Source organism: Pseudomonas sp. LFS074, assembly GCF_047978165.1.
Lineage (GTDB): Bacteria > Pseudomonadota > Gammaproteobacteria > Pseudomonadales > Pseudomonadaceae > Aquipseudomonas > Aquipseudomonas putida_P.
The window spans coordinates 3,624,755-3,649,000 of record NZ_JBFPFV010000001.1 but is presented as its reverse complement, the minus strand read 5'-3'; the positions used below and the strand labels follow the sequence as shown (position 1 = coordinate 3,649,000).

Genomic DNA, 24,246 nt, shown 5'->3' with positions numbered 1-24,246 from the left:
CCTTGTCATTGCTTGCCCACCAGCACGCGGTCCAGGCCGTATACCCGGTCCAGGGCGATCATGGTCAGGGCGGTGACGGCGATCACCAGGGCCGAAACGGCGGCCATCATCGGGTCGATCGATTCGGTGGCGTATACGTACATGCGTACAGGCAGCGTTTGGGTGGCGGGCGAGGTGACGAAGATCGACAGGGTCACTTCGTCGAAACTGTTGATGAACGCCAGCAGCCAGCCACCGGCCACGCCCGGCAGGATCATCGGCAGTGTCACTTTGCAGAACAGCGTGATGCGGCCGGCGCCCAGGCTTTGTGCGGCCTGCTCGGCGCTGCGGTCGATGCCGATGGCCGCAGCCAGTACCAGGCGCAGCACGTAGGGCGTGATCACCACCACGTGGGCGAACACCAGCCAGGCAAAGCTGCCATTGACCCCCAGCAGGGCGAACAGCCGCAGCAGCGCTACGCCCAGCACCAGGTGCGGGATGATGATCGGCGACAGCAGCAGGCCGTTGACAAAACCTTGGCCAGGGAAGCTGTAGCGGGTCAGCGCCAGGCCCGCCGGCACGGCGATCAGGGTGGCCAACGAGGCCGCCAGGGCGGCGAGTTTCAGGCTGTTGTAGAACGCGTCAAGGAAGTCGGCGCGCTCGAACACGGCGCTGAACCAGCGCAGCGAGAAGCCAGCGGTGGGCAGGCTCAGGGTGTTTTCCGGGGTAAATGCCACCAGGCACACCACCACCAGCGGGGCGAGCATGAACAGCATCACCAGGGCGTGAAAAGACAGGGCCAACGGGCCGTTACGGGTCATCGGTTCAAACTCCAAGTGCGCGTTTGTAGCGGCGTTCGACCAGCCGGTTCCAGCTGAGCATCACCAGCAGGTTGATCAGCAACAGGGCGACCGCGATGGTGGCCCCCATCGGCCAGTTCAGTTCGGCCAGGTACTGGTCGTAGATCATGGTGGCGACCATCTTCAGTCGGCGCCCGCCCAGCAGGCCGGGGATGGCGAACGAACTGGCAGCCAGGCCGAACACGATCAGCGTGCCCGACAGCACACCGGGCATGATCTGTGGCAGCACGATGCGGCGGAACACCGTCCACTGGCTGGCGCCCAGCGACAGCGCGGCCTGCTCGGCGGCCGGGTCGAGCTTTTGCAGCGAGGTCCACACCGGGATGATCATGAATGGCAGCATCACGTGGACCAGGCCGATGATCACCGCAAACGGTGTGTACAGCAGCTTCACCGGCTGCCCGCCGAGGGCCGTGATGCCTTGGTTGACCAGGCCATCGGCACCCAGCAGCAGGCTCCAGCCGAATGCCCGCACCACCACCGAAATCAGCAGCGGAGTCAGCACCAGGATCAGGAAGATCGAGCGCCACGGCGCACTCATGCGGCTGAGTACCATGGCCTCGGGGATACCGATCAGCACACACAGCAAGGTGACCAGGGCACTGATCCAGAAGGTGCGGAAGAAAATCTCGTAGTAATAGGTGTCGGTCACCAGGCTCAGGTAATGGCTGAGCGTGTACTGGCCGGCCTGGATACCCGTGGTGTAGTCGAACGCGTTGAACGACAGCAGCACGGTCAGCCCCAGCGGCATCACCAGCAGCGCCAGGAACAACAGCAGGGCGGGGCTGCTCAGGCCGTAGCCCCAGGCGTTGCTGCGCAGTTTTGCGGTACTCATGCCGCCACCTCAGCCGCGTTCAGTACCCGCAGCAGGGCATCGTTCCAGTCCAGGCCAACGTGCGTGCCTTCCTCCAGCGGTGCGTTGCCATCGTTGGCACGAACCACGGCCAGGTTGCCCAAGGCCGTGTCGACGCGGTACAGCCACTGGCTGCCGAGGAAGTAGCGGCAGCTGATGCGGCCCGCCAGCTTGCCGCTGCCGGCGGCGCCAAGGTTGATCTTTTCCGGGCGCAGGCTGAGGGTCAGCGGGCCTTGGGCCGCAGCCTGCGGTTGCCCGCCGGGGCCGGTTACGCCTCGCAGGCGGTTGGCCTTGCCGACGAAGTCGGAAATGAACGGCGTGCCTGGGTGTTCGTAAAGCCGGTAAGGGTCATCGACCTGGGTGATACGCCCGGCTTCCATCACCACCACCCGATCACTGATCGACAAGGCTTCGGCCTGGTCGTGGGTGACCATCAAGGTGGTGATGCCCACCTCGTGCTGAATGCGACAAATCTCGAACTGCATTTCTTCACGCAGGTGCGCGTCCAGGTTGGACAGCGGCTCGTCCAGCAGCAGCACCGGCGGTTCGATCACCAGCGCGCGGGCCAGGGCTACACGCTGACGCTGGCCGCCGGACAGTTCCCGTGGGTAGCGTTCGGCATGTTTGTCCAGGCGTACCAGCGCCAGGGCCTGGTCGACGCGGCGGGCGATGTCGGCATTGGCCACCTTGCGCATGCGCAGGCCAAAGGCGACGTTGTCGCGCACGGTCATGTGCGGGAACAGCGCGTAGCTCTGAAACACCACCCCCAGGCCGCGGCTGGCCGGTTTGGCATGGGTGATGTCACGGCCATCGAGCACGATGCGCCCGCTGGTGACTTCGACGAAGCCGGCGATCATCTGCAGGGTGGTGGTCTTGCCACAGCCGGAAGGGCCGAGCAGGGAGACGAACTCGCCTTTTTCGATGGACAGTGACGAGCTGGCCACTGCCTCCGTGGCGCCATAGCGCTTGCAGAGTTTGTCGATCAACAGAAAGGTCATGGCTGTGCTCCATCGCAAACGGAACCGGGGTCAACCGGCAGTTTCAGGGTGGGCAGAGCGCCAGCGGCGAAAAGCAAAGCTTTTACGGACGTTGGCGCTCGCTTCTGTGGCGGCGGCCGATGTTGTGATATCGCCCTATGGACCGGAGAGTAGGGCAATGATTAGGATGGCGACAAAGGGTAATTTCACTGAGTGACAGCTATTTTGAAATTATTCCACTCATTGGAATTTCTTAGGGTTAAGTGAAAAATGGATTCCGATAAACGAAATGAACAAGGCAAGGAAGTCGGCGTCACTGCGGTGTCCCGTTTGTTCGCCGTGTTGCGTGCGCTGGGTGATTGCGCTGGCGAGGGTGAGAAGGTTAGCCAGCTAGCACAGCGGGTTGGCCTGGCGCAGCCGACCACCCACCGTTTGCTGCGCAGCCTGATCGAAGAGGGCATGGTGGACCAGTGTGCGACCAGCAAGCGCTACCGCCTGAGCCTGGATTTCTTCGCCCTCGCGGCCAAGGCCGGGCAGGCTGGCAACCTACGCGATGTGGTACGCCCGAGCCTGCTGAGGCTTTCGGCTTCATTGGGTGATTCGCTGTTTTTGCTGGCACGTTCAGGGTTCGACGCGGTGTGCCTGGACCGCAGCGAAGGGCCGTACCCGATCCGTACCTTCACCGGTGATATCGGTGGCCGCGTGGCCTTGGGCGTGGGGCAGGGCAGCCTGGCGATCCTGGCCTTCCTGCCCGAGGAGGAGCGTGACGAGGTGATCCGCTACAACTTGCCGCGCTTGAAGGACTTTCATCATTACGACGAAGTGCTGCTGCGTGCCGAGATCGACAACGTGCGCAGCCTGGGCTATGCCGGGCGCAATACCGGCGTGCTCGACGGCATGGCCGGTTTGGCGGTGCCGATCCTTGACCGTAATGGCCATGCGGTCGCGGCCCTGAGCGTGGCGACCATCAGCGACCGCCTGGGGCCCAACCGCATGCCGACCGTGGTGGCATTGCTCAAGCGCGAGGCAGCGGCGATTGGCGAGCGTATCAACCCGTTTGATCCGGTGTTGCGCCGGCCTTCTCATGTGTTTGGTTAGTGCCAAGGCATTGCCGCATCGCCAGAACAACAGTTGGGGCCGCCCTGCGGCCCCAACCAATAGCAGGCCTACTCCACAGCCTCTGCAACACCCTGGTCTTCCCCCAGGAAGCCACCGCTCTGGTGCTGCCACAACCGCGCATAGGTGCCATTCTTCGCCAGCAGTTCGGTGTGGGTGCCTTGCTCGATGATGTGCCCTTCATCCATCACGATCAGCCGGTCCATGGCGGCGATCGTCGATAAACGGTGGGCAATGGCGATCACGGTCTTGCCTTGCATCATTTCATCCAGGCTCTCCTGAATGGCTACTTCCACTTCGGAGTCCAGCGCGCTGGTGGCTTCGTCCAGCAGCAGGATCGGTGCGTTCTTCAGCATGACCCGGGCAATGGCGATGCGCTGGCGCTGGCCACCTGACAGTTTGATGCCGCGCTCCCCCACCAGTGTGTCGTAACCGCTGTTGCCCTGGCGGTCGCTGAGCTGGCCGATGAATCCATCGGCTTGGGCGTTGGCTGCAGCGGCGCGGATCTGCGCCTCGGTTGCATCGGGGCGGCCATAGGCGATGTTGTCGCGAATCGTTCGGTGCAACAGCGAGGTGTCCTGGGTCACCATGCCGATAGCATTGCGCAGGCTGTCTTGCGTGACCTTGGCCACGTTCTGCCCGTCGATGCGGATTTCCCCCTTGTCCACGTCGTAGAAGCGCAGCAACAGGTTGATCAAGGTGGACTTGCCCGCACCGGAGCGACCCACCAGCCCGACTTTTTCGCCTGGGCGAATCTTAAGGCTGAGGTCGTTGAGCACCTGGCGCTCGCCGTTGTAGTTGAAACTGACCTTGTCGAAGCTCACCGCGCCACCGGTGGTGACCAGCTCGGTAGCATCTGGCGCATCCTGCACCTTGGGGCCGCGGGTGAGGGTGGCCATTCCGTCCTGCACGGTGCCGATGTTTTCGAACAGCGAGGTGATCTCCCACATGATCCAGTGCGACATGCCGTTGATACGCAAGGCCATGGCGGTAATTGCCGCCACCGCCCCGGTGCCGACCTGGCCCTGGTGCCACAGCCACAGTGCATAGCCCCCGGCGCCCATGATCAAACCCACCACCAGCGCCTGGTTGACGATTTCGAACTGGCTGACCAGGCGCATCTGACGAAAGCCGGTCTGTTTGAAGTCTTCCATGGCCGCACGGGCAAAGTGCGCTTCGCGGTTGGAGTGGGAGAACAGCTTCACCGTGGTGATGTTGGTATAGGCGTCGGACACCCGCCCGGTCATCGACGACCTGGCGTTGGCCTGCTCCTGCCCGACTTTGCCCAGGCGCGGTACGAAATACAGCATCGCCAAACCGAACAGCACGACCCAGGCGATGAATGGCAACATGAGTTTCAGGGCGAAACCGCCGGCCAGGGCAATGATCGCGATGAAGTACACGCCAATCCCAGGGAGGATTTCGATGAGTGTGAACAGCACATCGCGCACTGCCAGTGCTGTCTGCATCACCTTGGTGGTGACCCGGCCGGAAAACTCGTCAGAGAAGAACGACAAGCTCTGGCGCAGCATCAAGCGGTGGAAGTCCCAACGCAGCCGCAGCGGCAAGTTGATTGCCAGCACCTGGTGTTGAACCATGGTGCGCAGCGCCACCAGCCCGACGCTAACCAGCAGGACGATGCCGATGCCCCAGAGTACGCGGCTTTCGTCGGGGCCGACGGTGCCGCCGGCCTGCCACGCCGAAAGCAGGTCGACCACCTGGCCGAGGAAGGCGAACAGCCAGGCTTCATAGATCGATACCCCGGCACTGAGCAGTGCCAGCGCCAGGATGTAGCCTCGGGCGCCGCGGGTGCAGGCCCACATGAAGCGCACCAATCCCATTGGCGGCGGTGGCACCTCGTCGGGCGGGAAGGGGTCGAGCCTGCGCTCAAAGATACCAAGCATGCTTGTCTCCGGAATATCGATTTTTACTTAACCGGTAACCATACAGCACAGCGCGGGATTCGCCTTCAGCAGCCAGCACCGATGCAGGCAAAGTGCATCACATCAAGCGCTGTGCAGGGCCGCCTGCGGGGCGTCTGTTAACAAAACTTTGCAATTGATTACATTTTCGTCTGATTGCAAATTGCCTTGGTGCTGTAGGATTGACGCGCTTTTATCTTTCGTGATGTTTTTGTCGTTTTATTGACGTAGCTCATGAGGCTTCCTCAGCGGGCATGTCACATTCTCCTTTCAAGCCCTTTCGATTTACTTAGCAGAGCCAGTGTTTTGACGTATGCAATGCCGTTGTTGGCTATTTCCGGCCTGAGCGCCGAGAGTAGCCAGCTTCATCAGCAAGGATTGTATTGGTTAGCCTGTGACGCCACCGAAGACGCCACTTTGCTATGCCGCCAGGTGGTCGAAGGCATGCCCGCTCATACCAGGGCAGCCCTGATTGCCGAAACGCAAGCCATGGATGACGTGCTGGGTGCGCTCGACGCCGCATGCGGCCCGGCCGAGCTGGCGCTGTATGAAGCCAACCCGCGTGCCACCCGCTACCTGTTGCATGATCTTCCCCGTCTCGATGCCCCTGGGCGTGTGCTGGTGCTGCTGGCACCGGCCGATGCCTGGGCGGGCACCGAAGTCGAGCACTGGTGCAATGCCCTGCGCCCCGCTTTGGTGGCCGAGGCAGCGCTGCTGCTGGTCATCAGTGGCGGGCAGGGTACCGCCCTGGTCGAGCGCCTGCGTGCAGTCAATCAAAGCGTGGACGGGTTGGCCCAGGTGTACCGTGGCAAAGGTGGGGTGCGCTACCTGCAGCATTTCTGGAGCAACCCGCTCGGCAAGGCTGGTGCGTGTGAACTGCAACTGGAGCGCCGTAATGCGGGTTTTGCCGTTACCGGAGCGCCGCAGGTGCCAGCCGACACCGGTGGCGATGAGCTGCTGTGCCTGGCCCAGCGCCCAGTACTGGAAGGCGCACCCGCGTTCTCCGAGCACTGGCAGGTCTGCGAAAGCCTTGATGAACTGAGCGCCAAGGCCAGCCGTGCGGTCTCTGCCACGGTAATCTTCGCCATCGATGGTGGGCAGCGCCTGGACCACCTGGCGCGCCAGCTGCACCGCCTGCGCCAGCGGCGTGGCAATGCCTTGAAGTTGGTGGTGCGCGAAATGGCACCCACCCTGCGTTACCAGGACGAACAACTGCTGCTGGCCTGCGGCGCCACCCAGATCGTGCCGTTCGGCGCCAGCTTGTCGCGCTTTTTGACCATGGTCGAAAGCATCCAGGGCTATGTCTGGCGCCGGAACCTGCCAAGCGACTTCGATGCCTTGCTGGCCCGCCTGCGGCCGCAGGCCATCTGCGGGCTGGTGGCACCCCGGGCATTCGCCGAAGCGGTGCAAACCATGTGGCAGGGTGTGCGTCACGGTGAAATCGTCCACCAGTTACTGGTGCTGCACCCGGCGCCTGGGCTGACCCCACTGCAGGCTTGCTCGCGCACGGCGTTCCGCCGTGATGGCGACATTGCGTGCGTGGTTGGCGAGGTGTTGTTCCTGTTCCTGTTCGCCTGCCGCTGCGAAGGTGTCGAACAAGCGCTGGATCACATCTTCCAACTGTCGTGGAAAGAGCTGTTCATTAGCCAGGAGGTGCTTGCCGACCTCGACAGCCTGGCCGCCCCGGCGTTTCTCGACAGCAGCTTGCCACAGCCACCCCGGGCCGATCCGGTGGTGCAGCGGCAGGCACAGGCGTGGCCGGCACTGGCCCCGCGCAAGGTCGCTCTGGCCAAGCGGGGGGGCGCATGAACTTCGTGCAACTGCTGCAGGTGGTCGGCATTACAGCCCTGGTCACATTGGGCCTGGCTTTGTTGATGTTGCGCCTGTGCGCGGCCCTGCGCACTTGGTTGCGCCGTCGCCTTTCCCCCCGTTACCTGAAACCACTGGGCGTACGCCACCGCGCTGTACGCCAGGGCCCCCAGAATGACTAATACCACCGTCACCCTCCCGGTACTGGCCCGCTGGCCTGGACTGGGAGGGTGGAACCTCTATTTTTTTGCCAAATTTTTGTTGGTCGCCCTTGGCATGCTCGACTTCCAGGCATTGCCAAACCTGCTGTTCGCTGCGTTTCTGCTGATCCCGTTGCCGGGCAAGTGGCTGCGTATTGCCCGGCAACTGCTGGCGGTACCCATCGCAATCGCGCTGTTCTACCAGGACACTTGGCTACCACCCTTCAGCCGCCTGTTGGCGCAGCCGGGGGTGCTGGATTTTTCGTGGGACTACCTGCTTGAACTGCTGGGCCGCTTCGTCAACTGGAACCTGTTGGGCGCGCTGACGCTGTTGCTGGTGGGTTACCTGTACCTGCGCCATTGGCTGCGCCTGAGCACCTTGAGCCTGCTGGGGCTGGCCTGGTTGGCAGCTGGCGGCTTGCCATCGCTGGGGGCGGGCCAGGCGCCCGGCGTGGTGACGAGCACCCCGGCCGAACCGCTGCCCACCACCGCAGCCGCTGACAATGCCACGCTCGACAGCTGGCTTGAGCGCTTCTTCGCCAGCGAGCGCGAGCGGGTAACGGCGTTTCCTGCCGTGAATGCCGATGAACAGCCGTTCGACCTGCTGGTGATCAACATCTGTTCGCTGGCCTGGGATGACCTGTCCGCCGTGGGGCTGCGCGACAACCCGTTGCTGTCGCGCATGGACGTGGTCTTCGACCAGTTCAACTCGGCAACTTCCTATAGCGGCCCAGCCGCCATTCGCGTGCTGCGTGCCAGCTGTGGGCAGTCGTCGCATGCTGGCCTGTACCAGCCTGCCCCGGAGCAGTGCCTGTTGTTCCAGAACCTGGCCCGGCTGGGTTTCCAGAGCAACACTTTGCTCAACCACAGTGGCCGGTTCGACAACTTCATCGGTGACATTACCCAGCAGCGCATGCCACAACCGGGCATGCGCAATACCGACTTCCCAAGGGCACTGGTGGGCTTCGACGGCTCGCCGATCGCCAGCGACCTGGAGGTATTGCGCCGTTGGTGGGGGCAACGCAAAAGCACTGCGAATGAGCATGTGTCGCTGTTTTACAACAGCATCAGCCTGCATGACGGCAACCGTATCGTCACCGCCGACGGCGGTACCCGCGTGGCCGACTACGCCACCCGCGCCAATCGCCTGTTCGGCGAGCTTGGCACCTTCCTCGACGAATTGGAGCGCAGTGGCCGCCGGGTAGTGGTGGCCATTGTTCCAGAGCATGGCGCTGCGTTGCATGGCGACCGCATGCAGCTGTCGGGCATGCGCGAAATCCCCACGCCGTCGATTACCCATGTGCCAGTCGGGCTGAAGTTCATCGGCATGGGCCAACCTGCCCGCAGCGAGCCGCTGCGGGTCACGGCAGCCACCAGTTACCTGGCGTTGTCCGAGCTGATCTCCCGTGTGTACGCGGGCCTGGGCCAGCAGCACGTGCTGGATGTGCCCGGCCTGCTGACCGACCTGCCAACCACCGAACAGGTTGCCGAAACCGCCGGCGCGCAGGTGCTGAATTACCAGGGGCGCGCCTACATGCGCCTGCAAGGCCAGCCTGACTGGCAGCCCATCCCCAAGGAGCGCCCATGATCACTGGCAAGGCAGACCCGTCCGACCGCAGCGACGACATCGCCCAACTGCGCCAGCACCTGGACATGCCCGAGCTGAACTACCAGGACATCTCGATGCTGGTGGGCGTTCAGCAAGCCCTGCAGCGCTGGCCGTTGCTGGGTGAAAGCTGTCGGGCCAGCAGCCAGGACGGGTTGTACGCGGCTGTCAGGCAGCGCGAGGGCGTTTCGTCATGACCAGCCTGGCCCTGCACGGGGTGCGCGGAGGCCTGGGGCGCAGCGCCTTGTTGGCTGCGCTGGGCTATGCGCTGCAGGGTATGGGCGAGCGGGTGCTGCTGATTGACCTGTGCCCAAGCAATTTGCTCGGCCTGCACTTCAACCTGCCGCTGGATACGTCCGAGGGCTGGGCGCTGGCCGAGCGGGAAGGGCGGCCGGCCAGCGATGCTGTGTATGAGGTGCTCGATGGCCTGTGCCTGCTGCCGTTCGGCAACCTGCCTGGCAGTTCGCGGCACCTTGTGCCTGACGCGCTGGCATGGCGTGCTCGCCAGGCCGAACTGGCTGAGCAGTTCGATTGGGTGTTGTTCGACCTGCCGCAACCGTTGGCCGACAGCGCTGGCAACGGCATCGAGACCGATGTGCGGGTACTGGTGGCTGAGGCCGAAATGGCCAGCCACCTGCTGCTCGGGCGCCGACCGGTTGAGCACTACGACATGCTGCTGGTCAATCGCTACGACCCGGCCAGCCGTTTGCAGAGCGACCTGTTGATGGTGTGGCGCGACCTGTTCGGTGAGCGCTTGCCGATCCAGGTGGTCCACCGCGACGAAGCCTTCCTCGAAGCCCTGGCGTGCAAGGCGCCGCTTGGCCATTACGCCCCGCAGAGCCTGGCCTGCCGGGACGTACAAAGCCTGGCGGTACGCTGCCTGACGAGGCGCGGGCCGTGACCTTGACTCCTCTGTCGGCCTATACGTGGTTCACCGCCCGTGGTGCGCGGCTACCGGTTGCCTGGCTGTTTACCTTGGGCGTGTGGCTGGCCTTTCTGTTCCTGCGCCTGGAGTCACCCGCCTGGCAGGCATTGCTGGCCGAACGCCAACGCCTGTACCCGCAGCTTTCAGGCAAGCGCCCGAGCCTGGGTGACCCGCTACGGCTGCTGATCCAGAGCCTGTGGTTGCTGGTGCGCCGTCAACCGGTGGCACGCACAACAGGGCCTGGCCGCCGAGCATGGGGCGCAGTGCGCTTGCGACTGCGGGGTGTTGGCCAGGTTGGGCGCCATTACCGAGGGCTGCTGATCGATGCACTGCATCGGGTGCCCGCGCGCTACCGCGCCAGTGCTTTCAGGCACGAAGCCTCGGCACGCCTGCGCGGCCTTAGCGTGCTCGCCAGGCGGGTGTTCTACAGCGTGTTGACGGTGTGCGCCGCAAGCCTGGCCCTGCTGTGCGTGACTGAACCGTTCGGCTACCTGGCGCAACTGATGTTCATCTGCCTGTTGCTGGGCATTGCCATGCTGGTGCGACACATGCCGGGGCGCTTCCCGACCCTGATGCTGATCGTGCTGTCGACCATTATCTCGTGCCGCTACCTGTGGTGGCGCTACACCTCGACCCTGAACTGGAACGACACCACCGACCTGGTGTTCGGGGTGATTCTGTTGGCAGCCGAAACCTATTCGTGGTTCGTATTGATCCTGGGTTACATCCAGACCAGCTGGCCGTTGCAGCGCAAACCGGCCAACCTGCCGGCCAACCCGCAGCACTGGCCGACTGTCGATTTGTTGATTCCTACCTACAACGAAGACCTGTCGGTGGTGCGCACCACGGTACTGGCCGCGCTGGGCCTGGACTGGCCGCGCGAGTGCCTGCGCATCTACATCCTCGATGACGGCCGCCGTGATGCGTTTCGTGCTTTTGCCGACGAAGCCGGGGTGGGCTACATCGTGCGGCCCGACAGCAAGCACGCCAAGGCCGGCAATCTCAACCATGCGCTGGGTGTGACCGACAGCGAGCTGATCGCCATCTTCGACTGCGACCACGTGCCGGTGCGCTCCTTCCTGCAAATGACCGTGGGCTGGTTCCTCAAAGACCCGAAGTTGGCGCTGGTGCAGACACCGCACCATTTCTTCTCGCCCGACCCGTTCGAGCGCAACCTCGGCTCGTTCCGCCGTCGCCCCAATGAAGGCGAACTGTTCTACGGCTTGATTCAGGATGGCAACGACATGTGGAACGCGGCGTTTTTCTGCGGCTCGTGTGCCGTGCTGCGCCGCACCGCATTGGAAAGCATCGGCGGTTTTGCCGTCGAGACCGTGACCGAAGACGCCCACACCGCCCTGCGCATGCACCGCCAGGGGTGGTCGTCGGCTTACCTGAGCATTCCGCAGGCCGCGGGCCTGGCCACCGAAAGCCTGTCGGCGCACATTGGCCAACGCATTCGCTGGGCCCGTGGCATGGTGCAGATCTTCCGCACCGACAACCCGTTGTTCGGGCGTGGGCTCAGCCTGTTCCAGCGGGTGTGCTATGCCAACGCCATGCTGCACTTCCTGGCCGGCTTGCCACGGCTGATATTCCTGACCGCGCCGCTGGCGTTCCTGTTGCTGCATGCCTACATCATCTACGCACCGGCGTTGATGATTCTGCTGTACGTGCTGCCGCACATGATCCACGCCAGCCTGACCAACTCGCGCATGCAGGGCAAGTACCGGCAAACCTTCTGGGGCGAGGTGTACGAGACCGTGCTGGCCTGGTACATCGCCCGCCCGACCACGGTGGCGCTGTTCGCGCCGAAAAAGGGCAAGTTCAACGTCACCGCCAAAGGCGGCCTGATGGAGCAGGCGCAGTTCGACTGGCGTATCGCCCAGCCTTACCTGTGGTTGGCGGCGCTCAACGTGGTTGGCCTGGGCTTTGCCGTGTGGCGCCTGTTCACCGGCCCCACGGCAGAAATCGGCACGGTGATCGTCAGTTCGCTGTGGGTGATCTACAACCTGCTGATCATTGGCGCCGCCGTTGCCGTGGCCGCCGAAGTGCGCCAGGTGCGCCGTGCCCACCGCGTGCAGATGCGCTTGCCGGCGGGGCTGGTACTGGCCAGCGGTCATGCCTACCCCTGCACCCTGGTCGATTACTCCGATGGCGGTGTCGGCCTGCAGGTGCAGCAAGGCCTAGAGCTGAAACCGGGGGAACAGGTACGTCTGCTGCTCAATCGCGGCCAGCGTGAGTTCGCCTTCCAGGCGTGTGTCACCCGTACCGTCGGGCAACACGTGGGCCTGGTGTTCCACGCACTTGACCAGCAACAGCGCATCGATCTGGTCCACTGCACCTTTGCCCGTGCCGATGCCTGGCTTGGCTGGAGCGAGCAGCATGAGGTGGAGCGCCCGCTGCGCAGCCTGATCGATGTACTGAAGCTGGGCGGTGTCGGTTACCTGCGCCTGTTCGAGCACATGCCACCCTGGCTGAGGGCGCGCTTGCGCCCACTGCGTACGCTGGCGCTGTGGTTGGCCAGCTATTGGCCCCGCACACCGCGGGCAATCCCTTCCATGAACCCTGTTGATCGAGACGCATGATGACTGGTTATCCCGCGCGTGCCTGGGGCCTGGCGATGGCGCTGCTCACCGCCTTGTCGCAGAGCGCCGCTGCTACCTCCCAAGCCCCGCTTGCCGAGCCCGCAATACCTACACCCACGGTACCGAACTGGCCGGTTGCGAAAACCTTCGAGCAGCTTGGGCATGCATCCGACAGCCTGCTGCTGGGTGTACGCAACAGCGAGCATATCGAGTTCGGCTTGCGTCGCGACCGCCTGGCCACCGAGGCCAGCTTGCAACTGGACTACACGCCTTCGCCGGCGCTGCTGCCGAACCTGTCGCACCTGCGTGTTTACCTCAATGACGAATTGATGGGCGTGGTGCCGGTGGAGAAGGACCAGCTGGGGCAACGCGTGCGCCGCCAGCTGCCGCTGGACCCGAAGCTGCTCAGCGACTTCAACCGAGTACGCCTGGAGTTCGTCGGGCACTACACCGATATTTGCGAAGACCCAGCGCACAGCGGCCTGTGGCTGAACCTGAACCGCAAGAGCCAGGTGCAGTTGCACGAGCAAGCCCTGGTGCTGGAAAACGACCTGGCGTATTTCCCGTTGCCATTTTTCGACGCGCGCGATACCGGCAAGGTGGAGTTGCCGGTGGTGTTCAGCGGCGTGCCGAGCCTGGGCGAGCAGCGTGCGGCGGCCATCCTGGCGTCCTATTTCGGCAGCCAGGCCGGTTGGCGCAAGGCCAGCTTTCCGGTGCTGTACAACCAATTGCCTGCCCGTGGCGACAAGCCTGCACCGAGCATCGTGTTTGCCAGCAACGACCGCCGCCCGGCGCTGCTCGCCGACCTGCAGCAGTTCCCGCTGGTCGATGGCCCGGTGCTGCAGATGATCGACCACCCCGACGACCGCTTCAGCAAAGTGCTATTGGTGCTGGGCCGTAACGACGACGACCTGGTCAAGGCGGCCTCGGCGCTGGCGGTTGGCAACAACCTGTTCCGTGGCGCGCGGGTGAAGGTGGAGCAGATGACTGCCTTGCAACCGCGCCAGCCCTACGATGCGCCGAACTGGACGCGCACCGATCGGCCGGTACGTTTTGCCGAGCTGCTGGATTACCCTGAGCAACTGCAAGTCAGCGGCCTGCAACCGCGACCTGTGACACTGGCGCTCAACCTGCCACCCGACTTGTTCGTGTGGCGTAACCAGGGCATTGCGCTACGCACCCTGTATCGCTACACGGCGCCGGCGGTGACCGATGAATCGCGCCTGAGCATCAGCGTCAACGACCAGTACATCACCAGCATGCCGCTGGTGGGCAATGACCGGCGCGGCGGTACGCTCGAGCAAATGCGCCTGGCCGTGCTGTCCGCTGACAACACGGCAGTGACCGAGAAGTCGCTGGTACCGGCGCTGAAGATTGGCGACCGCAACCGCATCCGCTTCGATTTCAGCTTTGCCAGTACCCTGGGCAGTGCTCAGCGTGACCGCTGCCAGACCTCGCTGCCGGTAGACGTGCGCGCAGCGATCGACGACAACTCGACCATCGACCTGTCCGGTTATCACCATTACATCGCCATGCCCGACCTGCGTGCCTTCGCCCGCAGCGGCTTCCCGTTCAGCCGCATGGCCGACCTTTCCGAGACCCTGGTCATCATGCCGGCCAAACCCACGGCGATGCAGGTTGGTACGTTGCTCGACACGGTTGGCGGGCTAGCCGGGCAGATCGGTTATCCGGCGCTTGGCCTGCAACTGATCGATGACTGGAAACACGCCGCAACGGCAGACGCCGACTTGTTGCTGATCGGCAACCTGCCCGAGGCTTTGAGCGATGCGCCCAACCTTGGCCTGCTGCTCAGCGCTCAGCGTGACTGGCTGCTGCAGGGGGCGCAGCGCAAGGTTACCTGGCGGCCAGCGCTTCGATACCGAGCCGGTGGCTGCGAGCAGCCGCGTGGCAGTCAGTGCGCAGGCGCCGATTGCCGCCATCACCGGCCTGAAATCGCCATTTCACCAACAGCGCAGCGTGGTCGCCTTGTTGGCCAACAGCGACGGCGATTACGCGTTGCTGCGCGATGTGCTTGGCGATGTGGGCAAGCTCGATGCGGTGGCAGGCTCGGTAACGCTGGTGCGCAGCAGTGGCCTGAGCAGCCAGTTTGTGGGCGAGCACTATTTTGTCGGTGCGCTGCCGTGGTGGCTGCTGCTGTGGTTCCACTTGTCCGAGCACCCGGTGTTGTTGGCGGCGATCGCGGCGGTGTGCGTGGTGCTGTTCGCTTTCTTGCTGTGGCGAGCATTGCGCTGGGCCGGCAAGCGCCGCTTGGGTGAGGCGAGGTGATGATGCGCCAGATGCTGGTAGGGTTGGTCGCCCTGGGCCTGCCCGTTTTCGCCAATGCCGAGGCGGCGTGCTCATGGCCTGCCTGGGAACGTTTCAAGGCCGAGCTGGTGAGTGCGGACGGCCGGGTGATCGACCCGAGTGACGCGCGCTTGATCACCACGTCGGAAGGGCAGAGTTATGGGTTGTTCTTCGCCTTGGTGGGCAATGACCGCGACGCCTTCGCCCAGTTGCTGCGCTGGACCGGCAACAACCTCGCCGAAGGTGACCTGGCCAGGCACCTGCCGGCCTGGCTGTGGGGGCGTAACGAGCAGCAGCAATGGCAGGTGCTGGACGCCAACAACGCCAGCGATGCCGACCTGTGGATCGCCTACAGCCTGCTGGAAGCAGGGCGCTTGTGGCAGCAGCCCGCATACACGCAACTGGGCCAGCGCCTGCTGTGGCGTATCGCGGCGCAGACCGTGCGCAAGCTCCCAGGCCTTGGGGTGATGCTGCTGCCAGGTGACTACGGCTTCGAGGACGCCCAGGGTACCCGCCTGAACCCCAGCTACCTGCCGCTGCAGCTGTTCGACCGCTTCAGCGAGGTGGACCCCTTGTGGGGAGAGCTGGCGGCCAATACGCGGCGTTTGTGGTTGGCTTCGTCGCCAAAGGGCTTCGCCCCGGACTGGTTGCTGTGGACACCGGCCGGCAAGCCAGCGGCAGACCCGCAGCATGGCAGTGCCGGTGATTACGACGCCATTCGTGTGTACCTGTGGGTCGGCATGTTGGCCAAGGATGCGGTGCAACGCAACGAATTGGTCGCCCATTACGCGCCGATGGCGGCATTGACCCAGCGCCAGGGGCTCCCCCCCGAGCGCGCGGACGCACGCAGCGGCGAAGCTAGCGGCCAGGGGCCGGCCGGCTTTTCTGCGGCATTGCTGCCATTGCTGGCAGCCTCGCCGGCGCACGTGGCCGGCTTGGCGGCCCAGCGTCAGCGTTTGCGCGATCAGCCGGTCGAGGCCAAGGCGTATTACAGCCAGGTGCTGGTGCTGTTCGGCCAAGGCTGGGATGAGGCCCGTTATCGTTTTGACCCGCACGGCCGCTTGTTGCCGGCCTGGAGCGCGCCATGCAACGAATGATCGGCGTGCTGATGCTGGCGACAGTCACCTGCCAGGCAGCGGCGCAACCCAAGGATGCCGATGAGCAGCGCCAATGGCTGCTGGACCAGGTACGTCGCGGCGAAGCGCTGCACCGTGACGACCTGGTCCGTGATGCACTGGGCCGGCTGCAGTTGCTGGAACCGCGCAATCCGGATGTATTGCTGGCAGCCTTGAGCCTGGCACTGCGCGAAAAGAACAGCAGCGCTGCCGAGCAATTGGGCGCCCGGATCAGTGCCGTGGCACCTGGCAGCCTGCAAGCACGCCAAGCCAGTCGCCTGCTTGAGCTGCAACACCCCGAGTCTGCGCGGCGCTTGCAGCAGGCGCGCCTGTTGGCGGTGACCGGCCGCTATGAAGAGGCACTGGCGGTGTACGAGCAGCTGTTTGCTGACGAGCCACCCAGCCTGGAGTTGGCCCTGGACTACTGGCGCGTGCGCGGCAATCTGCCGGGCCAGCGCCCTGGGGCGATTCGCCAGTTGCAGCGGTTGGATCAGCAGTACCCAGGCAGTGCCGGGCTGCGCCAGACCCTGGCCGGTTGGCTGTTCGCCGAAAAGCGCGATCGCGAGGCTTTGGCCTTGCTCGATCAGCTGTCACGCGACCCTGGTGCACGGGATGCTGCGGCCCAGCGCGAGTTCGATTACTTGGCGGGGCAAGCGGTGAGTGCCAGCAGCGCGGTGGCCTGGCAAGCCTTTGTCCAGCGCTACCCCGCTTCGCCACTGTTGGCGCAGGCCAGCGAGAATCTGCAACAGCAGCGCAAACTGTTGGCCGACCCGGCCTGGCAGGCTGGTCAACGGGGCAAGGCGCTGCTCGACAAGGGACGTCATGCCGAAGCCGAAGCACAGCTGCGCCGGGCGCTGCGCCAGTACCCAGACGATGCCAGCCTACATGGGGCGTTGGGTTATGCGCTGATGTCGCAAAAGCGATACGACCAAGCCAATGCATCTTTTCGGGCTGCGACTGACAAGGAACAGGACAGCTACAAGATCAGCAAGTGGAGCGATATGGCGTCGGCAAGCCGATACTGGGCGGTAATCCAGAGCGGGGACCGTGCGCTTGCTGCAAACGACCTGCCAACAGCGCGCTCACGCTATCAGCAGGCACGCCAGCAGCGTCCAAACGATGAGTTCGCCTTGTTGGGCCTGGCCGATGTGTTAATGGCCGAGGGCAATACAGTTGCTGCCGAACGGCAGTTTCTGCAGGTCCGGCGTATGGCGCCGGATAACGGCATTGCCGTGCGTGGCTTGATGCGCGTTTACCAGGCGCAATCGCCAGACAAGGCGCAGGCCTTCCTGGACAGCCTGCCAGCACGTCAGCAAACGCAGTTCGCCGGCCTGCGCCGCAGCCTGGCGCTGGCGCGCTTACGCCAGCAAGGGGATGAAGCCTTGCAGCGCGAAGACTGGTCGACGGCCAGCCAGGTGCTGAACCAGGCCGCGTCTTTGGCCCCTGATGAGCCTTGGCTGGTCTACCAGTTGGCCAATAGCCTGCGTCATCAGGGGCGCACCGCCGAGGCCGACGCAGCCTTCGCCAGGGTGGTGCAGCACCAGCCACATGACCCGGCAACCCGCTATGCCCACGGTCTGTTCCTGGAGTCCAGCGACCGTGATGCCTTGGCCCTGGACAGCCTGGGAGCGATACCGCAGCCGGCCTGGACCCCGGACATGCACGCGCTTGAGCAGCGTATCCAGCGGCGCATGACCCAGGCCTCGGCGCAGCAGTTGCAGGCGCAAGGCCGCAACGCCGATGCGACAGCCTTGCTTGAAGCCAGCCTGGCGCGTGGCGAAGCCAGCCCGGATGACCTGATGCTGTTGGCCGACTGGGCCGCCGCGCTTGGTGAGCCTGGTAAAGCGCGGGGCTATTACCAGCGTGTACTTGCCGTGCAACCTGGCCGAGCCGATGCGCGCCTTGGGGTGATGGAAAGCGCAGTGGCCGAGGGTAATCTGGCGCAGGCTCGGCACATGCTGGGCGTGCAGGTGCCACAATTGGCTGCCGATGACAGTAATGCCCAGCGACGCCTGGCGGCGGTCTGGGTTGCCTTGGGCGAACACCAGCAGGCGGCCAGGCAGCTCGACCGGGTCGCAGCGCAGCAGACGCGCCCCGATCCGTTGTTACGGCGCGACGCCGCCCGCCTGGTAGTGCAGGAGGACCCGCAACGGGCGCTGGACCTCTATGCGGCAGCCATGGCTGATGCACAGATGTTGGACCGCGCTGCGCTAGCACCACGGGATGACTGTGCATTGACGCTAGCCAGCCGCGAGCAGGAGGGTGACGACTGGCTGGCGCGCAGCCTGCGCAGTGACGTGGATGCCCTGTATCGCCAGCGCAATACCCACGTGACGCTGATGCACGATTACGGCTGGCGCGAGGACGACGGTACGCCTGGCACTTCCGAACTGAGTAAGCATTCGACCTTGTTGCATGTCGATACCCCTTGGCAGGACGGCACTGCCTTTGCGCGGGTAGAGCGCATCGGCATGGATGCAGGCGCGTTTGAGCAGAACGATGAGGGGCGCTACACCCCCGACTTCGGCAGCTGCCAGTTCGTTGGCCAGACCGCTGACGGCAAAACGCTGCCGGCGTGTACGGGCGGTTCGCAGACAGCGAACGGCAGCGTGCTGGCGTTGGGTTGGCAGGGCAGCCGCTGGGCGTTCGACCTGGGCACCACCCAAGGCTATGCCATCAACAATTGGCTGGGCGGCGCAACGGTCAACGGTGACCTGGGCCAGGTTGGCTGGTCGCTGACCGCCTCGCGCCGGCCGATGAGCAATTCCCTGCTGTCGTTCGCCGGGGCACGCGACCGCCCGACGGGCGTGCGCTGGGGCGGGGTCACCGCCAACGGTGCCACGCTGGGCCTGAGTTGGGACCAAGGCGGCGACAACGGGGTGTGGGCCAGCCTGGGGCACCATTGGCTGTACGGCGAGAACGTGGCTGACAACCAGCGTACTCGGGCCATGGCGGGCTATTACCACCGCGTAGTGGAAAAGGCCGACGAGCGTGTGCGTGTTGGCCTGACGCTGATGCACTGGCGCCACGACAAGGACCTGAGCGGCTACAGCCTGGGGCAGGGTGGTTACTACAGCCCGCAGCGCTACAGCTCGGTGGGCGTGCCGGTCAGTTATGCCTGGCGCAACTACGATTGGTCGGTGCTGCTGGAAGGTTCCGTCAGCTGGTCCCAGGCCCACAGTGACAGCAGTCGCTTGTATCCGCACGCGCACGTCAATCGCAAGGTGCTGGCGCAGCATGGCGTTGACTCCAACATCGATGCCATGACTGAAGCCAGCGACAGCAGCGGCTTGGGCTATCGCGTGCGTGGCCTGTTCGAACGGCGCCTGAGTGATCAGTGGGTGCTGGGCGGCGGCTTCGACTGGCAGCACAGCGATGACTACGCGCCTAGCCATGGCATGCTCTACCTGCGCTACCTGTTCGAGCCATGGCGCGGCAACCTGGCATTGCCGGTAACGCCGCTGGAACCCTACAGCGAGTGGCGTTGACTGCATCGACATGGCCAGGGTTGACAGCAGCCCCGACGCACCACCATTATCCAGCCATATCTACGCAACCGGCTTGCCAGCATGTCCATATCCAACCACGCCATTTCCGCTTCGGGCTTCATCGCCCAGGCAGGCGCGTGCGTTGCCGTTGCCAAGAAATCCAAGAAACAGCCGCTCATCTGACCGAGGCGCGCTGTCTCGTCAGGTGGGCTGACGAGACAGAAGGCGCCAGGTATCCCTGCCAGACCACTTCGACTCTTCATCCTCTGACGCTGACTTTCGGTCAACATCAGGAGTTTTTGCATGTCGAATTTCCGTGGTATCTGGATCGCCCTCGTCACGCCAATGCGCGACAACGAAATCGATTTCCCTGGCCTGGAGCGGTTGGTGAAGAAGCTGCTCGAAGACGGCGTGGCCGGTTTTGTGGTGTGCGGTACCACGGGGGAGGCGGCGGCGTTGTCCAAGGCCGAGCAACTGGCCGTGCTGGATGCCGTGTTGGCCTGGGTTGAGCCGGGTAGGGTGGTGATGGGCCTGTCGGGTTACAACCTGCGCGAGTTGCTGGGCTTGCAGGCTGAAATCCAACAGCGCGACATTGGCGGGCTGCTGGTCCCCGCACCTTGCTACATTCGCCCATCGCAGGCCGGCATCGAAGCCTTCTTCGCCACCGTGGCCGATGCCGCCCGCGTGCCAGTGATCGTGTACGACATTCCTTATCGCACCGGCGTGCGCATCGAGCGTGAAACCCTGCGCCGCATCGTGCGCCACCCGCGTATTGCGGCCGTGAAGGACTGCAGCGGCGACAGCGAGACCACCATGGCCCTGATCGAGGACGGCCACGCCCAGGTGCTGGCCGGTGAAGACCTGCAGATCTTCAACAACCTGTGCCTGGGCGGTGCCGGGGCCATTTCAGCCTCCGCGCATGTGCGCGCCGACCTGTATGTGCGCATGTTGCAGCAGGTCGACCGCGGCGATTGGGCGGCTGCGCGTGGCACGTTCTACCAGTTGCTGCCGTGGATCAAGGTGGCCTTTGCCGAGCCGAACCCGGCCGTGGTGAAGGCGGCGCTGCAGATGCAGGGGCTGACGACCGACGAACTGCGTGAGCCAATGCAATCATGCAGCCAAGCCATACGCGACAAGCTCGCAGGTGTCCTGGGCCTGTCCGCTGCCTTGTAGGAGCAGCCTTGTGCTGCGAAGAGGCCCACGCAGCCCACGGAAAAGCCAGGTATCAACCTGGTTTTTTCGCTGCTAATGAGGCTGTTCGACCGCCCTCGATAGTTGAGAGCTTGTATGTCGAGCTTGCAATCGTGTTGGTAGTCACCGAATATTTTACTTGAAGGATGGGATGTCAAGCGCCATGCATGATGGAAATCAAGGAAGTGTAATGACTGACGATCTTATGAATCCAGTGGGTACAGATGGCGAGGAAATAAGTGAAAAACACTTCTCCCGTCTATGTCTAGCGCAGTACGAAGCCGAAACCATCGCGTACTTCAGTAATCAATTGGCACCCCCGGAGCTGGACTGGGTATCGCTTAGGGAATCCGTTGAGCGAGGTGTTCTCAGCCTGGGCTTTGACGCGACCCATGCGCTTTCAATAAGGCAGTATTTGTTGGCGAAGCTGAAAAAAAGCGAGGGTGATTTAGAGGCGCTTGAATTTTTTCGTGAAAAAGTCGAGTGGTTTGTAAACGATAATTGGTCGGATTTTGAAAAGGCGCTAGCAGATAAAGCGTTATCTTGTTTTCGTAAAACTAATAGTGAATTCTTTGGGTTTGCATCGCTACTCGACGAATGGCCATTACTTGTGAGCAGCCCAGCGCTCCTCGATCAAGCGGTCGCCTGCTATGTCGATGATTATTCCAGTGGAGTGTGGCAGCTGAAGGGTTTAGCCATGCTCTGCGGCAACCCGGTTTACCTCCGCCCACTTTTGATCAGGGCATTGACGCTCACTGATCGCAACCCGTCATCCGCTGACAATGTTCAAGCGTTTTCGAATCTTGCGTATAAGTGGACTCCGAAATGTCCGTGGGTTCAACTTCTGCTTCTTCTGTGGGGTGACAGAGAACATGTCAGCGTGGCATTGCCGGCGGACGTGACCTTGGCCTGGGAGAAACTCTCATTTGTCCGGTTCGATCCACACGGCCCGAGGCCGAAGCTCAGGCTGAATAGCCTATGCGCAGAATCAGAGGCCGCTTGGCGTCGTCAGCTCAGAGACGCTGTTGGAAACAATCGCTCGTTAAGAATGGCGGTGACCGAACTGCTTTTATGGTTCGGTCATGTTGACCATGATCGCGCTATTATTTTTGCAGTACTTGAGGTTTGGGGCAATCAAGTGGGTGAGGCCTTGTCTGAGATGGCGAGCCACCCTGACTCACTGGTAAGGCTACGCGCCGAAGCCGTGCGCGGCTTGATCGAACAAGCCCCCGACGCCGCTCAGCTTCTGCAGCAGGCCCAATCTATTCGACTGAACCTGTCGACATCTTCCAACTGTGGCGCTCCCCCGAGGACTTGGTTGGCGGACGCAACGATCGAGCGTCTGATCGAGGCTGAGTTCGAAGCAGGTGCGGCCAACTACAGTCACTGGGTTCCAAAGACTGGGGGCAGTGGAGAAGAAACCCATGTGGCGATGCTTTTCGAAAAGCTCGCAGCAATATTCAAAAACATAAACGATCAAGTCTCATTGCTTGCCAGTCAACGCAAACAGAATGAACACCTCGAGTTTGAGCTGAGCTATCGGATCGTCGGGAAATTCGAAGAGGGTAATCCTCATTTAGCTGCGAAGAAATTTTCAACAGATATATGCCTTGTTTTTGAGGCGCATGACGTGGGGAATCAGCCATTCACGAGCCGCGCTTCGCTCATTCAAGCAAAGCGCCTCCATGGCGGGCATGTGGTTGGCAAGTCTGGTTCTTATCCCATTGACTTTTCACAGCTCCAGAATCTTATTTTACAAACGCCATCAAGCTATTTACTGCTTTTGGGTCCGTGTGCAGTGGCACCCATGCCCGTGATTCCGGTGCGATTGTATCTGGATCTCATTGCCCGAGGGGCATCCCCTACAGGTATCAGCCCTGATTTCGCGTCTAATATTGGTAAAAGCCTGGCCAGCTGGTTGCTTTATGATGTGATTGGGTTGTGGGCCGGGGACCCGAATCCAAAACTTTTAGATAAAGCTAAGGGCTGTGCGGGAAGTGAGCCTTACATTCTTGCGAAGCTAACCGCGAGAAATGTAAAAGTTATTATTTAGGTAATACCCAAGGAGGGAATCACTCAGCCCAGCAGGTTATGTGAGGTTGCTGAGGAATGGTGAGCATGGCGGGGGTTTGCGATGCCTGCACTGTTTTGCAGGGTGCCAGAGCTTTGCGATCTGGCAAGGGCTTTGCCCCTCGTTTCGCGGCACCCTGCACCATCCTTCAGCCTCCAGTTATTGGTTACAACTGTGCGTGCACCTCACTCATCGTGCGCCACCCGCGCATTGCGGCCGTGAAGGACTGCAGTGGTGACAGCGAGACCACCATGGCCCTGATCGAGGACGGCCACGCCCAGGTGCTGGCCGGTGAAGACCTGCAGATCTTCAACAACCTGTGCCTGGGCGGTGCCGGGGCCATTTCAGCCTCCGCGCATGTGCGCGCCGACCTGTATGTGCGCATGTTGCAGCAGGTCGACCGCGGCGATTGGGCGGCTGCGCGTGGCACGTTCTACCAGTTGCTGCCGTGGATCAAGGTGGCCTTTGCCGAGCCAAACCCGGCCGTGGTGAAGGCGGCGCTGCGGTTGCAAAACCTGATTGCAGACGAGTTGCGCCAGCCGATGCAGGCGTGTACGCAAGCCACTCGGGACACGCTGCAACGCGTGCTGGGTTCACTCGGCGCCTGAATCGGCAACCGCGGAGTCTCTACCTGCGCCCTTGCTTACGCTAGCCCGCGGCAAGGGCGCCGACAGGGGGTAAGCGTTAGCTCTGTTTCCATTTGCTCCTCAGGTTTTTTATGGAGGTGCGCAAATTGGCGTTTTGGCCATCGGGCGTCAGTAAACAAACGGAGCCATGGGGTAAACCGAACACCTTCTCGATAGTGGTTTGAATGGTTTTGACCGAGGCATCGCTTCGAGCCACCTTGAAACGCGTGCCGATAGGCTTTTTATCCAGCGCAAGCGCGTTGTCTTCTTCAACGCTTATTTCGAGCTGCCACCGGAAGGGTTTGCTGCACAACGTTCTGCTGGGCTTGCTGACGCGTTCGATTTTTACCTGGTAACCGTCAAATTCAAGGTCGTAGACGATATGGTCTTCAATCCTTTTCACATTGACTGAGTTCCAGGTGGTCCAGTCGGCCGACCTGGTGAGAACCTCAATGTGACAAGTTAATGGCTTCTTGTGGTCGTGGTGCAACATCAGCGAGTCTGCCAAATCCAGCCTGCTGCGAGCAGAGTCGGCGATGACTTCATTTTTTGCATTAAAGCAAGTGATCTTTGAGTGGGCGGGCCATTGAAGCATTTTTCAATTCCATGTGGTGTCTATCGG

16 protein-coding genes and 2 pseudogenes are annotated in these 24,246 nt (G+C 62.7%); 13 read left to right on the top strand and 5 right to left on the bottom strand.

All coding sequences use genetic code 11. The features are described from left to right. Positions 1-5: 5 nt before the first annotated feature. The 3 genes from ACNQP3_RS16620 to ACNQP3_RS16610 are packed head-to-tail and all read right to left on the bottom strand — an operon-like array spanning position 6 to position 2,690. Positions 6-800, bottom strand: coding sequence for an ABC transporter permease (locus tag ACNQP3_RS16620; RefSeq protein WP_019471212.1), 795 nt, complete (start codon positions 798-800; stop codon positions 6-8). Between the two features lie 4 nt (positions 801-804). After that, positions 805-1,674 (bottom strand): ABC transporter permease, encoded by an 870-nt coding sequence (locus ACNQP3_RS16615; RefSeq protein WP_264316238.1) that lies wholly within the window; start codon positions 1,672-1,674, stop codon positions 805-807. Beyond that, complete coding sequence (locus ACNQP3_RS16610; protein WP_060514404.1) at positions 1,671-2,690, bottom strand: ABC transporter ATP-binding protein; 1,020 nt, start codon at positions 2,688-2,690, stop codon at positions 1,671-1,673. Before ACNQP3_RS16610 ends, ACNQP3_RS16615 begins: the two co-directional genes overlap by 4 nt. Positions 2,691-2,939: 249 nt before the next feature. Between ACNQP3_RS16610 and ACNQP3_RS16605 the strand changes: the two genes are divergently transcribed. Continuing rightward, positions 2,940-3,767 carry an IclR family transcriptional regulator gene (locus tag ACNQP3_RS16605; RefSeq protein ID WP_012272825.1) on the top strand — a complete coding sequence of 276 codons (828 nt, stop codon included), beginning with the start codon at positions 2,940-2,942 and terminating at the stop codon, positions 3,765-3,767. Positions 3,768-3,835: 68 nt separating this feature from the next. Here ACNQP3_RS16605 and ACNQP3_RS16600 read toward each other — a convergent pair whose 3' ends face one another. After that, positions 3,836-5,689: an ABC transporter ATP-binding protein gene (locus ACNQP3_RS16600; protein WP_264316237.1), complete on the bottom strand. Its 1,854-nt coding sequence runs from the start codon at positions 5,687-5,689 to the stop codon at positions 3,836-3,838. Positions 5,690-6,025: 336 nt separating this feature from the next. Between ACNQP3_RS16600 and bcsE the strand changes: the two genes are divergently transcribed. The 12 genes and pseudogenes from bcsE to ACNQP3_RS16540 all read left to right on the top strand — a co-directional run. Further along, positions 6,026-7,516, top strand: coding sequence for a cellulose biosynthesis protein BcsE (bcsE, locus tag ACNQP3_RS16595; RefSeq protein WP_264316236.1), 1,491 nt, complete (start codon positions 6,026-6,028; stop codon positions 7,514-7,516). Further along, positions 7,513-7,698, top strand: coding sequence for a cellulose biosynthesis protein BcsF (gene bcsF, locus ACNQP3_RS16590; RefSeq protein ID WP_264316235.1), 186 nt, complete (start codon positions 7,513-7,515; stop codon positions 7,696-7,698). Before bcsE ends, bcsF begins: the two co-directional genes overlap by 4 nt. Beyond that, positions 7,691-9,304: a cellulose biosynthesis protein BcsG gene (bcsG, locus tag ACNQP3_RS16585; protein ID WP_060514403.1), complete on the top strand. Its 1,614-nt coding sequence runs from the start codon at positions 7,691-7,693 to the stop codon at positions 9,302-9,304. Before bcsF ends, bcsG begins: the two co-directional genes overlap by 8 nt. Next, positions 9,301-9,519, top strand: a complete 219-nt coding sequence (gene bcsR / locus ACNQP3_RS16580; protein WP_012272820.1) for a cellulose biosynthesis protein BcsR — start codon at positions 9,301-9,303, stop codon at positions 9,517-9,519. The genes bcsG and bcsR overlap by 4 nt, the downstream gene beginning before the upstream one ends. Further along, positions 9,516-10,223: a cellulose biosynthesis protein BcsQ gene (gene bcsQ / locus ACNQP3_RS16575; RefSeq protein WP_060514402.1), complete on the top strand. Its 708-nt coding sequence runs from the start codon at positions 9,516-9,518 to the stop codon at positions 10,221-10,223. Before bcsR ends, bcsQ begins: the two co-directional genes overlap by 4 nt. After that, positions 10,220-12,829 (top strand): UDP-forming cellulose synthase catalytic subunit, encoded by a 2,610-nt coding sequence (bcsA, locus tag ACNQP3_RS16570; protein ID WP_060514401.1) that lies wholly within the window; start codon positions 10,220-10,222, stop codon positions 12,827-12,829. Before bcsQ ends, bcsA begins: the two co-directional genes overlap by 4 nt. After that, a pseudogene (gene bcsB / locus ACNQP3_RS16565) lies at positions 12,829-15,115 on the top strand (cellulose biosynthesis cyclic di-GMP-binding regulatory protein BcsB). The gene bcsA and the pseudogene bcsB overlap by 1 nt, the downstream one beginning before the upstream one ends. Further along, positions 15,115-16,230, top strand: a complete 1,116-nt coding sequence (bcsZ, locus tag ACNQP3_RS16560) for a cellulose synthase complex periplasmic endoglucanase BcsZ (protein ID WP_012272816.1) — start codon at positions 15,115-15,117, stop codon at positions 16,228-16,230. Before bcsB ends, bcsZ begins: the two are co-directional and overlap by 1 nt. Beyond that, positions 16,218-19,736: a cellulose synthase complex outer membrane protein BcsC gene (gene bcsC / locus ACNQP3_RS16555; protein WP_264316234.1), complete on the top strand. Its 3,519-nt coding sequence runs from the start codon at positions 16,218-16,220 to the stop codon at positions 19,734-19,736. The genes bcsZ and bcsC overlap by 13 nt, the downstream gene beginning before the upstream one ends. A 303-nt stretch (positions 19,737-20,039) precedes the next feature. Continuing rightward, entirely contained in the window at positions 20,040-20,909 is an 870-nt protein-coding gene (gene dapA, locus ACNQP3_RS16550) for a 4-hydroxy-tetrahydrodipicolinate synthase (RefSeq protein WP_264316233.1), read from the top strand. Between the two features lie 208 nt (positions 20,910-21,117). Continuing rightward, entirely contained in the window at positions 21,118-22,980 is a 1,863-nt protein-coding gene (locus tag ACNQP3_RS16545; protein WP_041166525.1) for a hypothetical protein, read from the top strand. 209 nt (positions 22,981-23,189) lie between these two features. Further along, positions 23,190-23,606: pseudogene (locus tag ACNQP3_RS16540) on the top strand (dihydrodipicolinate synthase family protein); the annotation flags it as partial. 76 nt (positions 23,607-23,682) lie between these two features. On the opposite strand, the gene ACNQP3_RS16535 reads toward ACNQP3_RS16540, so the two are convergent. Then, positions 23,683-24,219 (bottom strand): hypothetical protein, encoded by a 537-nt coding sequence (locus tag ACNQP3_RS16535; protein ID WP_012272811.1) that lies wholly within the window; start codon positions 24,217-24,219, stop codon positions 23,683-23,685. Positions 24,220-24,246 lie beyond the last annotated feature (27 nt).

Coding starts and splice junctions, on each gene's coding strand:
- ACNQP3_RS16620 (WP_019471212.1), bottom strand. CDS start 800: ATGACCCGTAACGGCCCGTTGGCCCTGTCTTTTCACGCCCTGGTGATG.
- ACNQP3_RS16615 (WP_264316238.1), bottom strand. CDS start 1,674: ATGAGTACCGCAAAACTGCGCAGCAACGCCTGGGGCTACGGCCTGAGC.
- ACNQP3_RS16610 (WP_060514404.1), bottom strand. CDS start 2,690: ATGACCTTTCTGTTGATCGACAAACTCTGCAAGCGCTATGGCGCCACG.
- ACNQP3_RS16605 (WP_012272825.1), top strand. CDS start 2,940: ATGGATTCCGATAAACGAAATGAACAAGGCAAGGAAGTCGGCGTCACT.
- ACNQP3_RS16600 (WP_264316237.1), bottom strand. CDS start 5,689: ATGCTTGGTATCTTTGAGCGCAGGCTCGACCCCTTCCCGCCCGACGAG.
- bcsE (WP_264316236.1), top strand. CDS start 6,026: ATGCCGTTGTTGGCTATTTCCGGCCTGAGCGCCGAGAGTAGCCAGCTT.
- bcsF (WP_264316235.1), top strand. CDS start 7,513: ATGAACTTCGTGCAACTGCTGCAGGTGGTCGGCATTACAGCCCTGGTC.
- bcsG (WP_060514403.1), top strand. CDS start 7,691: ATGACTAATACCACCGTCACCCTCCCGGTACTGGCCCGCTGGCCTGGA.
- bcsR (WP_012272820.1), top strand. CDS start 9,301: ATGATCACTGGCAAGGCAGACCCGTCCGACCGCAGCGACGACATCGCC.
- bcsQ (WP_060514402.1), top strand. CDS start 9,516: ATGACCAGCCTGGCCCTGCACGGGGTGCGCGGAGGCCTGGGGCGCAGC.
- bcsZ (WP_012272816.1), top strand. CDS start 15,115: ATGATGCGCCAGATGCTGGTAGGGTTGGTCGCCCTGGGCCTGCCCGTT.
- bcsC (WP_264316234.1), top strand. CDS start 16,218: ATGCAACGAATGATCGGCGTGCTGATGCTGGCGACAGTCACCTGCCAG.
- dapA (WP_264316233.1), top strand. CDS start 20,040: ATGTCGAATTTCCGTGGTATCTGGATCGCCCTCGTCACGCCAATGCGC.
- ACNQP3_RS16545 (WP_041166525.1), top strand. CDS start 21,118: ATGACTGACGATCTTATGAATCCAGTGGGTACAGATGGCGAGGAAATA.
- ACNQP3_RS16535 (WP_012272811.1), bottom strand. CDS start 24,219: ATGCTTCAATGGCCCGCCCACTCAAAGATCACTTGCTTTAATGCAAAA.